Annotated in this window: 11 protein-coding genes; 10 read left to right on the top strand and 1 reads right to left on the bottom strand. The window is 40.7% G+C overall.

What is annotated here, in order from left to right; genetic code table 11:
• The first annotated feature begins 19 nt into the window (after positions 1-19).
• From PLF31_02395 to PLF31_02365, 7 genes are all read left to right on the top strand, one after another.
• Positions 20-928, top strand: a complete 909-nt coding sequence (locus PLF31_02395; protein ID HRH26295.1) for a hypothetical protein — start codon at positions 20-22, stop codon at positions 926-928.
• The gene (locus tag PLF31_02390; GenBank protein HRH26294.1) at positions 915-2,669 is read left to right on the top strand and encodes a cohesin domain-containing protein; all 1,755 of its coding nucleotides are present in this window, start codon (positions 915-917) and stop codon (positions 2,667-2,669) included. Before PLF31_02395 ends, PLF31_02390 begins: the two co-directional genes overlap by 14 nt.
• On the top strand, positions 2,666-3,379 hold the full coding sequence (locus PLF31_02385; protein HRH26293.1) for a hypothetical protein: 714 nt from the start codon (positions 2,666-2,668) through the stop codon (positions 3,377-3,379). Before PLF31_02390 ends, PLF31_02385 begins: the two co-directional genes overlap by 4 nt.
• Positions 3,380-3,449: 70 nt before the next feature.
• Positions 3,450-5,603, top strand: a complete 2,154-nt coding sequence (locus PLF31_02380) for a cadherin domain-containing protein (protein HRH26292.1) — start codon at positions 3,450-3,452, stop codon at positions 5,601-5,603.
• 113 nt (positions 5,604-5,716) lie between these two features.
• Entirely contained in the window at positions 5,717-6,676 is a 960-nt protein-coding gene (locus PLF31_02375; protein ID HRH26291.1) for an N-acetylmuramoyl-L-alanine amidase, read from the top strand.
• Positions 6,660-7,763: a DUF2914 domain-containing protein gene (locus PLF31_02370; GenBank protein ID HRH26290.1), complete on the top strand. Its 1,104-nt coding sequence runs from the start codon at positions 6,660-6,662 to the stop codon at positions 7,761-7,763. Before PLF31_02375 ends, PLF31_02370 begins: the two co-directional genes overlap by 17 nt.
• Before the next feature lie 76 nt (positions 7,764-7,839).
• A complete protein-coding gene (locus tag PLF31_02365) occupies positions 7,840-8,166 on the top strand; it encodes a hypothetical protein (GenBank protein HRH26289.1) in 327 nt (108 codons plus the stop codon).
• Between the two features lie 37 nt (positions 8,167-8,203).
• On the opposite strand, the gene PLF31_02360 is transcribed toward PLF31_02365, so the two are convergent.
• A complete protein-coding gene (locus PLF31_02360; protein HRH26288.1) occupies positions 8,204-8,944 on the bottom strand; it encodes an RNA methyltransferase in 741 nt (246 codons plus the stop codon).
• A 116-nt stretch (positions 8,945-9,060) separates the two neighbouring features.
• On the opposite strand from PLF31_02360, the gene PLF31_02355 reads away from it, so the two are divergent.
• From PLF31_02355 to PLF31_02345, 3 genes are read left to right on the top strand one after another with little or no spacing between them, the layout of a single operon-like run.
• Positions 9,061-9,615 (top strand): cob(I)yrinic acid a,c-diamide adenosyltransferase, encoded by a 555-nt coding sequence (locus tag PLF31_02355; protein HRH26287.1) that lies wholly within the window; start codon positions 9,061-9,063, stop codon positions 9,613-9,615.
• A gap of 19 nt (positions 9,616-9,634) precedes the next feature.
• Complete coding sequence (locus PLF31_02350; protein ID HRH26286.1) at positions 9,635-10,195, top strand: hypothetical protein; 561 nt, start codon at positions 9,635-9,637, stop codon at positions 10,193-10,195.
• Between the two features lie 17 nt (positions 10,196-10,212).
• Entirely contained in the window at positions 10,213-11,397 is a 1,185-nt protein-coding gene (locus tag PLF31_02345; protein HRH26285.1) for a pilus assembly PilX N-terminal domain-containing protein, read from the top strand.
• Positions 11,398-11,413 lie beyond the last annotated feature (16 nt).

Genomic DNA, 11,413 nt, shown 5'->3' with positions numbered 1-11,413 from the left:
AATACATTAATAAAATAATATGAAAAAAATATATACATTGTTTATTGCGCTAGTTGCATCTTTAACATTTATTCCAGCATTTGCTTCTGCAGCAGTTGTGTATGTTGAACCTTCACGAACAACTATTTCTGTCGGAGACACTGTTATTTTAAATGTAAAGATTAATGCCGAAGGAACTACTATTAATACTGTTGATGGTGACATTGCAACAGTTTCAGGTGGTTCAAGCGTAGAGGTGAAGGAGTTCAGTCTAGCCAATTCTGCATTTGGTCTATGGCCTAGAACACCATCTCTTTCTGCTGATGGAAAGTTGGTGTCGTTTGTTGGTGGAGTTCCAGGAGGTTTCAATATTGAAGGGGCGACTATGTTTAAGATAATTTATGAAGCAAAGGAAGCGGGTGAAGTGACGATTTCACCAGTTAACATTTCTGCATACGCAAATGATGGCTCAGGAACAAAATTGCCTGTTCAGGTTAGAAATACAGTAATTACAGTTCAGGAAAAAAATTCAAATGAACCTGTTGTTGATGAGTGGAAGGCAATAATTGCACAAGATGTTACACCTCCTCGTGATTTCATTGTTGTTCCTGGACAAGATGCATCATTGTTTGAAGGGAAGACATTCGTATTCTTTAGTGCTGTAGATAACGAAACTGGCATTAGTTACTATGAGGTCTCTGAAAATGGCGCACCTGCTGTTCGAAGTGGTAGTACGTATGTATTACAAAACCAGACTGATCCTGTAATGCTTTCTGTAACAGCATATGACAAAGCAGGAAATAAAAAGCTTGCAACATACAACAGTGAAGATGCACAAGCAGGTACTCCATGGAACATTGTTGGAATTGTCGGCGCACTCCTCGTATTGGTTGTACTTGTAGTTGGGTACAGAAAAATGAAGAAGAATACAGTTAATGCACAAATGTAGATCAATATATAGAACAGTTCGTATTACTAAGGTAATTTGTGTAATTGCTTTAGCTGTATTTGGTATTTCAACAATAGCGGAAGCTGCAAGTTTGTCAGTTGTACCGGTATCGACTCAGGTTGCGGTAGGGAACATAGTTCAGGTGAAAATTGTTATAGGGACAAACAACAAAGCAATTAACAATGCAGAAGGGGTAATTCAATACCCAACAGACTTATTGGAGGTGCAGTCTGTAAGTAAAAATCCATCAGTCTTCACTCTGTGGGTTGAAGAACCATTTGCAAATGGAAATGGGACAATATCGTTTAATGGCGGTATTCCAAATCCTGGCTACACTGGGGAGGGAGGGAATGTTGCGTCCATTATCTTTAAGGCAAAAAAGAGTGGGACTGCTTCAATACTAATTTCTGAGGGTGCGGTAAGAGAAAATGATGGCTTGGGGACAGACATCCTCGCGCAGAAAATTGCTGGTGTTATTAACATCCAAGCACCAACTGAACCAGTTGTTGAACCGGTCACTGAACCACAGGTTCCTATTAGTGGTGTTCCAGCACTTCCGGTCATAACATCAACAACTCATCCTAATCAAAATAAGTGGTATAACAGTGGAACCGCTGAGTTAGCGTGGGCGATGCCATCAGATGTAACTACGGTATCTACTCTCTTGGGTAGAACTACTGGAAATCCTTCTGTCTTGTATGATCCTCCGATAAAGAGTAAGAAATTCGATAATCTTGAAGATGGTCAATGGTACTTTGGTCTTAAGTTCAAAAATAGTAAAGGTTGGAGCCAGGTGCGAAATTACAAGATATTGGTTGATACCGCTGGACCAAATCCATTTAAGATATCCTTTGTCAAAGGAGAATTTGAAAGTGATCCGCGACCAATTGCTAAGTTTGAGGCAACAGACAAACTCTCAGGTATAAGTGACTATGAAATTAAGATTGATGATGGAGAGTTTATTAAAATCTCACACAAGGAACATGTTTCCGGAGCATACAAACTTCCAGCTCAGGATCCTGGCGAACACACGTTACTTGTAAAAGCTATTGATGGAGCAGGTAATGAAACAGTGCAGACTGCGCAATTTACCATTGGTTCAATCGATATGCCAATAATTGAAGACTACACTTCAGTTGTTCGTTCGGGCGAGTTGCTAAGGGTAAGTGGTACATCACATTCGAACTCTAATGTAGAGGTTGTACTCGAAGATTCAAAAGGAAATAGAAAGAACCAGATTGTAAACACCTTGTCTGATGGAAGGTTTATCTTGGTGTGGGATGAGGAAATCAATAGGGGAACATATACACTCACAGCACGGGCAATTGATGAACGTGGAGCAAAAAGTTTCTTTACTGAGCCGTATTATGTGACCGTAAAGAGTCCTTTGTTCAGCAGTATTAGTGGAATGATCCTAAATTGGCTATCGCTTGCACTCATTGTGGTTATGAGCCTAGGACTCATTGTGCTCATGGTTGTATACTTTATGTTCCAGATCAAGAGATTTAAAAAGTCTCTTAATCAGCAAGTTCACAATACCGAGTCTTCAGTGCATAAGGCATTTGAAAGCCTACGTGAGAATGTGAGGTCTCAAATTAAGAACTTGGAAAACGTAAGAACAAAGCGAGATTTAACAAAAGAGGAAAAAAAGATTATTGTTGAGTTGCAGAAGAATATTACAGTCTCAGAAGAGCATTTGCAGAAGCAATTGTCAGACCTTGAGGAAACAATATCAAAATGAGAAAAATAACAATTTTTGAGGCGTCAATAATAGGATTCTTAATCGGATCAATACTTGCAACGTATATGGCGTTTATACGTGGAACTGAAGGGTTTATTGGATCTATATTACGCGTAGCCTCTTTAGAGTTTTTACTTCAATACCTACCAGTGGTAGAGCGGTATGACCTACTAGTGCCGTTTTTGTTCTTTATTCTTGTTGGAATCTTCTATGCGATCATTATCGCGATAGTTAATAAGGTAAGTAACAAAGCAAAATATCTCGTAATACTTGGAATCATTGTTATTTTCAGCATTGCAATTCAACAAACAATTGGAGTAAAAAATAATGTACATTCAAGTGCCATAGATGATTTTCTTCCTGCAGCAGTAATAAAATCTTCAAAAAAGGAGTTAGGACAGTATTTTGGTACTGAAAAAATTGGAGATATAAATGGAGACGGAATTGATGATATTGTGTTTGTTGTTCAAGAAGAAACAAAAAAGGAAGGGGTACCTGTCACGTATCAGTACGTTGCTGCTTCAATTAAGGAGGGTAATAGTTATCGCGGAACAAATATTGTGTTTGTCGGGAAAGATATTGAGATTACTAAGTTAGAAATTAGCAGTAGTACTGCATATGTAACTTACACCAAGGATGGCGACGCTGAAGTCCCCGAAGAAGACACTGTTTCTGTAATATTCTTAGATAATAAGCTCAGAGTCGAATAATTTCATTTTTTTTGTGTGTAGGGCATGCTTTTAAAGCAGACTCAAACTATTGAGTGCTAGTATTATGTCTGTGAAAAAAACGGTCAAAATTCTTCTCCTAACCATAGTAATTCAATCTTGCAATTATTATTCCGTAGGTGCTGAAGTGTTTGAACCGAATAATTGTGATGCGTTGTATTCTACGGATCTTGTACAGGAGTTATATGATCAAGTCGATTCACGGATAACAGGACTTTCGACGTCAACTGGATACATAAATATATTCACGTCACGGGGTGACAATACAGGTGGTTGGTCACGTAACACTTCAGTTTGGACATCGATTGGTGATGTAGCGCTAGACCTTACAGGAGTTTCTCCTTGGAATTCTACAGCGACCACAACTCGATCCGGAACACTTATAAGTCCAAGACATCTCGTGTTTGCAAATCACTTTCCAATTAGTAATGGAGCAACGGTGGTCTTTGTTGAACCTAATGGTGATGTGGTAACGCGGACACTTACCGATCAAACTCGAATAGGTTCGACTGATATTAAGGTTGGAATCCTAGACTCTGCGGTTCCAAGTACCATTGCTTTTTACCCTGTAATTTCAAGTGATGATGTTAATAATTATTTAAGTGCATCAACCGCGATCCCTGCAATTCTTTTAGATCAAGAAGGAAAGGCATTAGTACATAATATTAATCACATTGGAACAAATACTACATATCATGAAACAGTGATAAGTTTTCCACGCGGGCGATTTAGTGAAACTATCGTTGGGGGAGACTCAGGTAACCCTGGCTTTATAGTTGTTGGAGATGAGCTTGTGCTTAATTTCACACATTATACTGATTTAAACGGACCCGCTATTGGTCACTATATAAGTGAAATTAATTCTGCCATGACATCACTTGGTGGAGGAGAGTATCAGGTATCTACATTTGATCTTTCTTGTTTTGCAACAGGTGAGATAAGTCTTGAGCCCATAACGTTTTCAATAGCTGAAAATGTAGCAACGAGTACGGTTATTGGAACAATCGCGGCTACGGAATTATTTTCTGGGCAGACGCCAACCTACTCAATTACTTCTGGAAATGGCGATGGAATCTTTTCTCTTGGCGCACTAACAGGAATTTTAACGGTTACAAATCCAAGTCTTTTAAATTACGATTCACAAACGTCATATTCGCTTGAGGTTAGGGCAAACAGTGTACAGGTTCCCGCAAATCTAGCGACCACAACTGTTACTGTGAATATTACAAGAGCAAATGAATATCCAGACTTTGCTGATGATTCTTATTCATTTTCTGTGGTAAGTAATGCTGGAAATGGAGATGCTGTCGGTACTATCGCCGCTACAGATCCCAATGTAGGACAGACTCTTCAATACAGTCTTATTTCCGGAAACACAGGCGGTGCCTTTGGAATCGATGGCGCAAGTGGTGTAATTACGGTCGCTGATAGATCTGAACTTGAGGGAACATTTTCAATTATTGCTCAGGTTACTGATAATGACTCATCGCCACTTTCAGCAACAACGTCTGTATCAATTAATGTTACACGGGCAGCAAGTAGTGGAGGAGGGGGTGGTGGCGGTGGTGGAGGCAGAAGAAATACTCCGCCACCATCGACCACTCCAGTGGTTGTAAGCACACCAACTGTTATTCCTCAAGTTTGGTCGTTATTTGCACGCGACTTAACAGTTGGTTCTGAGGGAGGTGATGTATTAGCACTTCAACAGTTTTTAAATGCGAATTCATATGTACTTTCTACAGAGGGTCCAGGATCACCTGGAAATGAATCTACATATTTTGGTGAGCGATTACGCTTCGCGTTATCAAGGTTCCAAGCAGCAAATGGAATTAGTCCCGCGGCAGGATATTTTGGTCCAACAACCAGGGCGTTTGTATCTTCATATGGAATGTCAGCAATCCCTAGTAACGCTGGATATCAGTCAGTTATTACCCCAAATAGTAAACCAGCACAGCATGTCTTTTCTCAACCCATGTCACTTGGATCTAAGGGTGGGGAAGTTTTCGCTTTGCAAAATTTTCTTGTGACACAAGGAGTGCTAACGGCAGATAACGTCACTGGTTTTTTTGGTCCAGTTACGCGTAATGCTGTTGGGATTTTCCAAATTCAACAAGGTATTATTGCTTCTAGTCAGGACTCGAGCTATGGCTTGGTCGGTCCGACTACCCGTGCAAAAATTAATGCAGTCAGCCAAGCGGGCGGATAAATCACGTGGGCATAAGGTGGTCTTGGTGGGTGTATGCACGATATTATATGTTTACGGGCAGCAATGCATATGCAGTGATTACTCCCTTAGTCTATTAATAACAGATTCATTGAATGAAAAAGACAATTTTAACCCTAGCTTTAATTGCGGTAACTGTCTTTTCAGTGCTCGAGTATCAGTGGGGAATTAATGGGGTATATAGCAAGGTGAAGAATTTTACAGCTTCTGTTTTCTTCGTGGACTCTGTAACAGGGGACTCGTTAAGGGACGTGTACGCTAATGCAAACAAAAAAGGTGGTCGGAAGATAAAGATATTAGTAGTACCCGGACATGATCAGAGATATTTCGGCACTGAATTTAATGGATTGAAAGAGGTAGAGATGACAATTGCACTTGGTGAGGAACTCCACAGGTTACTTGCAAAAGACAAAAAAATTGAAGCATACATTACACAAACAAAGGATGGATATGTTCCAGAGTTGAATGATTACTTTGAAAACAAAAAGGATGAGGTTTTAGCGTTTATTTCGGAGCAGAAAGAACAAATGAAATTTTATGCAAGTACTGGTGAAATCAAGGTGCTTCCAGCGTCGTCTAATAAAAGTGCCCCGTCTCTAGCGGCATATCGATTGTACGCAATAAACAAATGGGCAAATAGTAAAGGGATGGATATTATTATCCATATACATTTTAATGACTATGAGGGTAGGAAAAAGGGCCATCCAGGGGCATATAGTGGTTTTTCTATATATACTCCTGAAAAGCAGTATTCTAATGCAAAAGGATCACGTGCATTAGCAGATGCAATCCATGCTCGACTAGGGGAGAGTTTTTCAAAAAGTAACATTGGAAAGGAAAGAAGTGGAATTGTTGAGGATCAGGAACTCATCGCTGTTGGAGCAAATAACACGCTTGATGGTGCGGGTATTTTGATTGAGTATGGATATATCTATGAGCCTTCGTTTGCTGATCCAGTGGTCCGAAAGGCTGTGCTAGACACAATGGCATTAAAAACATATGAAGGGATAATGGATTTCTTTAAAGAGGTAAACAGGAATGAAAGAATATTTTAAAAGAAAGATAGATATATATCGTGATTTTTGGGTAAAATACGAACGTCACATTTCCTCTGGTGCCTTATTGTTGGGATTTATTATAGACAGTCTCACTCTCCGTAGGGTAGATATGTTTTTGGAGAATCTAGTCTTTTTTGCATACTTAACAATTGCGGGTACAGGGATCCTCCTATTGAATTTATGTGAAGCGGGGAGGTTGCGTGGGTATCTATTTGAGCGATTACCACCGTTTTTACTTATTGCTATTCAGTTTGCTTTTGGAGGTCTATTTAGTGGTTTCGTTGTGTTTTATTATCGAAGCGCATCACTTTCGGTTAGTTGGCCGTTCATCTTAATCTTGGCCATTATGTTGGTTGGAAACGAGTTGTTTAAGAAGTACTATCTTCGACTCAGTTTTCAGATGGGTATTTTTTTCCTGGCACTACTTGGTGTGATGATTTATTTTGTTCCACTTATGGTTGGTCAGATAGGTGCATCTGTGTTTCTTATGAGTGGTGTAACTGCGCTACTACTCGTTACATTATTTTCTCAGCTAATTAAAAAGCTTATTCCAATTCGCTATGCAGCAAGTCGGAAATCACTCGTGATTTCAGTAGGTGTGGTATATGCGGTGATTACTGTTTTTTATTTTGCAAACATTATTCCTCCAATTCCACTTGCTGCGAAAGAGGTACGTGCGTATCACTCAGTTACAAGAACTGCAGAAGGGTATGTCATAAGAAAAGAGCCTGCTCGCAGGTTTGATTTTTTACGACTCTCAGAAACTGTACACCTTGCACCTGGTGAACCTGTGTATGTGTATACGTCTATATTCGCACCGTCAGCGTTTGAAAGTATGGATGTGGTACATAAGTGGGAATATTACAATTCGAAAACAAACCGTTGGGTAGAGTCATCTCGAATTACGTTTACTATCACCGGTGGAAGAGATGAAGGATATAGAGGGTACTCGATGAAATCAGCAGTATTCCCAGGGCTCTGGCGTGTTGATGTAGAGACGTTGGGTGGACAGCGTATTGGAAGAGCAAAATTTAAAGTTAAGGCAGTAGACACGGAGGTTCAACTCGAGCGAGAAGTTAGGTAGTAAGTGTGTGTATTTTCTTGCAATTTTGTGTGCTAGGAGTACGCTTATTTTTGGACTGTGTACTCAACCGGGAGACATGATGGAAAACACATGGGTGTGTGTCGGTGGAGTAGTTGGTGTGCGGAAGGTAATAGTTGATGGTTTTGAGAGTTTTGAAGAGGCAGAAAAAATAAGATCCAAGTCTCTAGAAGTGGATGAATGTTTGTATCCGAAGGAAAGCAGGATTGTATGCAGGGTTTTGGATTTTACACTGGGTAATCCAATCTTGCATCACCAGTTGGTGGATTTTATTACAGAGGTTGGTTGTCCAGAAGATCGAATTGAGAGTGAGGTTGCCTCACTCCGGAAACGTATTGAACGCCACCTTAGAAAGGGGAAGACTGAAAAAAATTCATGTGCTTAAGCAAAGTGCCCCGACTCAATTGTCGGGGCTTTTCGTTTTACCGCTTCCAGTTGTCTAATATCACAGCAGTTGCGATTGCTACATTGAGTGACTCGGCATGTCCGTGTCGTGGAATAGAAATACGAGTTTGAATATGCTTTTCAAGAGTCGGGTCAATTCCGTTAGCTTCATTTCCCATAACTAACACACCTTCTTTAGGAAATACTATTGAGTGCACATTTTCACCATCAAGAGAGCTTCCAATGATTGGTGCATTTGCTTTCACTAACCAATCACCAATATTTGTGTGTACTAATTGCGTGCGAATAAATGATCCCATAGAAGCGGCGATTGTCTTTGGGTTATAAAATTCGGCTGTGTCTTGTGAAGCAATAATCCGTTTTACTCCATACCAGTCAGCAATACGTAAAATGGTCCCGAGGTTTCCTGGGTCGCGTACTGATGAAAGGGCAATAACGATCTCACCAGGATTAACGGGAGCAGGTGGAGTAGTTACACGTTGACCGGCCACTGCGATTGCTGAGCGGTTGCTTTCAAGTGTTCCAGCTTGTTCAATGTCCTCTTGGGTTCCCGTAATTATACGGATACCTCTACTTTTTAGAACAGCTGCATGTTCTTTAAGAAATTCTTCTGTACCGAGAATAAAGTTAATATCAAAGCTAGAAGAAAGGAGTTCTGCGACACTTTTCTCTCCCTCAACTAGAAATTTACGTTGAGTCGTTCTATGCTTTTTATCCTTAAGAGAGCGTATGAGCAGGAAGTCAGGTTTAGGTATCATAGTGTCACTCTAATACAGGTATGGGTAATATGCTACTAGTGCTCTTGTGGTGGTGCACGCAATAGTCGTGTTGTCGTCGTATAATTAAAAAACTTAGTAATACATAATTCATATATATGCTCTATACGGGAAGCGGTGATGATGGAAAGATGACAACTTTTGGATGTGACCAGAGAGTCTCTAAAAGTTCTGCAATTGCTGAGGCGTTAGGTTCGCTCGACGAGATTAATTCATTTCTTGGATTTTGTAAGGTTCGGTCACGTGATGCTGCGTTTATGGTTAAAGACACTCTGTCTTTTGAACAAGTTGCGCATGATATGCAACAAAAGCTGTTTATCATTCAGGCAACGGTTGCAGGGTACCCTAAACCGCTCGGAGAAAATGCGGTTGAAGGATTGGGCGAAGTGATTGATTACATAGAAACACATATGGATCCAATCAAGACTTTCTTTATTTCAGGTGGAACTGAGCTTGCCGCAACATTTGATTTTGCACGGACGCTCGCAAGAAGGGCAGAGCGAAGGGTGGTAGCAGTTTCCGAAGAACAAGCAGAAAAAATTCCTGCGGAAGTGCTTCAATATATGAATAGGTTATCTAGTATGTTATATGCGCTAGCACGATATGCTAACCACTTAGCAGGAATCAAAGAAGAACCACCAAAATATTCATAGTGCCAGGTACAATAAAGATATGAGCGATACGAAACATAAACCAAAACATTTACTACGAGATGCGCTGCTGGTGCTAGTTAGTATTACAGTTGCTGTCCTTTTAATTAAACTTGGGTTGGTGCGCCACTTTATTGGTTCATATCAAGAACTCTATGTTTTGAGTAGTTTTACCGCGGGAATATTTTTTACGTCGCTATTCACGATTGCACCCGCCTCGGTTGCGTTGGCAGAAATTGCGCAGCAAACATCACTGTTAACTGTGGCATTTTGGGGGGCACTCGGTGCGGTGGTGGGAGATCTTATCTTGTTTCTCTTTATTAGAGATAGTCTTGCCGAAGACATTATGGAGTTGATTCGTGACACACAGTTAAGTAAGTTGCAGCGACTGTTTAAACTGAGGATTTTCCGCTTTCTAATTCCATTCCTCGGGGCGCTCGTGATCGCGTCTCCGTTACCCGATGAGATCGGGCTGGCGATGATGGGGTTATCACGGATGCATATTAAGGTGTTGGTCCCCGTATCTTTTACAATGAACTTTTTGGGTATTGTGCTTGTCGCACTAGCTGCTCAAGCATTGTAGTGAGATAATAGTGGCACATGGAAAGCTTCATAGGTTGGAATCGTTCTTTTGGTTCAATACAGAATAATCAAGGGTTCACGTTGCTATTCGGTATTCTAATTGGTGGTTTTATGCTTGCGATTGGTACAAGTGTTTTAGGTTTCGCGGCTCGCCAGACAGGAGTGAGTGGTCTTGGCAGGGAATCGCAGTCTGCGTTCTATGCTGCTGACTCCGGAATGGAGTGTGCAAAATATTTTGATATTAAAAATAATGCTTTTCTTTCATCTAGTGGAAGTATTCAATGTGGTGGGTACACAATTAACTTCTCTGATCCAGGTGACACTCAATGCCCAAATGCCACACTAGAGACGTGTGAAGTTCGAAATCTAGCGGTTAATGTGTCAACGGGCCAGACAGATCCATCTGCAGAAGTTGTTATTTATAAAAGCCAGCAGTCAGGTAGGACAACAATTAAATCTTCCGGGCACAACACCAGAGACTTAACTAGGTTGTTACGAGTAGAAAGAACAGTTGAGGTAGCGTATACGCCCGATTCATACTCAGCGTGTGAAGGTGTTAATCCGCCACCAGATGTGACAGGAATTCCTAATGAGCAATTGATTACAATTAATGCCTATGGTATTCGCTGTGATGATGAGGGGGACCTTCCTGATTGGATGAATGCTGAGACTGAAAATAATGAGGAGATAATAAGTCCAGAAATGGTAACTGAATTTTTAGCTACTAACCCCAGCTGTAGACTTGAGACAAGATGTTTTGAGTGGGGATATACAGGAGATGTATATATTCCTCATCGTACCCGTCTTGGTTCAGCTGGTGAACCTGACCCTGTATCAGGGTGGAACTCAGGATCCTGGTATCAATTTTCCAGGCCTTCAACTGTTTCTCGACCTGCAACGATAAAAATAGAACCACTCGATCCACTGCAAGAGATTTGGGTTAGGTATGTATTAACTGAAGAAGATTTCGATTTTCTCGAGCCGTTTACGCAAAATGAAGTTCGTACTGACGGTCAGTCCAACCCATACTGTACTGATGGAGACCCTAATACAAGTTGTTCATATAGACTTGGAAATCCAGAACCTTCTGCTGAAATGATTTGCCATAAAGACCAAGAAAACTATGATAACTATGATGCAGTACGACAAGCTGTTGCTGGTGGCACCTATACATGTGTGGGATTCAGTGCTCCGAAAAACTAGGTTAGTTGGTATACTT

This window comes from Candidatus Paceibacterota bacterium (genome assembly GCA_035438625.1).
GTDB lineage: Bacteria > Patescibacteriota > Minisyncoccia > Phycocordibacterales > DAORIS01 > DAORIS01.
The sequence above is the reverse complement of the archived record's forward strand: the minus strand, read 5'-3'. Positions and strand labels throughout refer to the sequence as shown.

What these genes read in the sequence shown, in the direction of transcription:
- PLF31_02395 (HRH26295.1), top strand. Translation starts at nt 20, where the DNA reads ATGAAAAAAATATATACATTGTTTATTGCGCTAGTTGCATCTTTAACA.
- PLF31_02390 (HRH26294.1), top strand. Translation starts at nt 915, where the DNA reads ATGCACAAATGTAGATCAATATATAGAACAGTTCGTATTACTAAGGTA.
- PLF31_02385 (HRH26293.1), top strand. Translation starts at nt 2,666, where the DNA reads ATGAGAAAAATAACAATTTTTGAGGCGTCAATAATAGGATTCTTAATC.
- PLF31_02375 (HRH26291.1), top strand. Translation starts at nt 5,717, where the DNA reads ATGAAAAAGACAATTTTAACCCTAGCTTTAATTGCGGTAACTGTCTTT.
- PLF31_02370 (HRH26290.1), top strand. Translation starts at nt 6,660, where the DNA reads ATGAAAGAATATTTTAAAAGAAAGATAGATATATATCGTGATTTTTGG.
- PLF31_02365 (HRH26289.1), top strand. Translation starts at nt 7,840, where the DNA reads ATGATGGAAAACACATGGGTGTGTGTCGGTGGAGTAGTTGGTGTGCGG.
- PLF31_02360 (HRH26288.1), bottom strand. Translation starts at nt 8,944, where the DNA reads ATGATACCTAAACCTGACTTCCTGCTCATACGCTCTCTTAAGGATAAA.
- PLF31_02355 (HRH26287.1), top strand. Translation starts at nt 9,061, where the DNA reads ATGCTCTATACGGGAAGCGGTGATGATGGAAAGATGACAACTTTTGGA.
- PLF31_02350 (HRH26286.1), top strand. Translation starts at nt 9,635, where the DNA reads ATGAGCGATACGAAACATAAACCAAAACATTTACTACGAGATGCGCTG.
- PLF31_02345 (HRH26285.1), top strand. Translation starts at nt 10,213, where the DNA reads ATGGAAAGCTTCATAGGTTGGAATCGTTCTTTTGGTTCAATACAGAAT.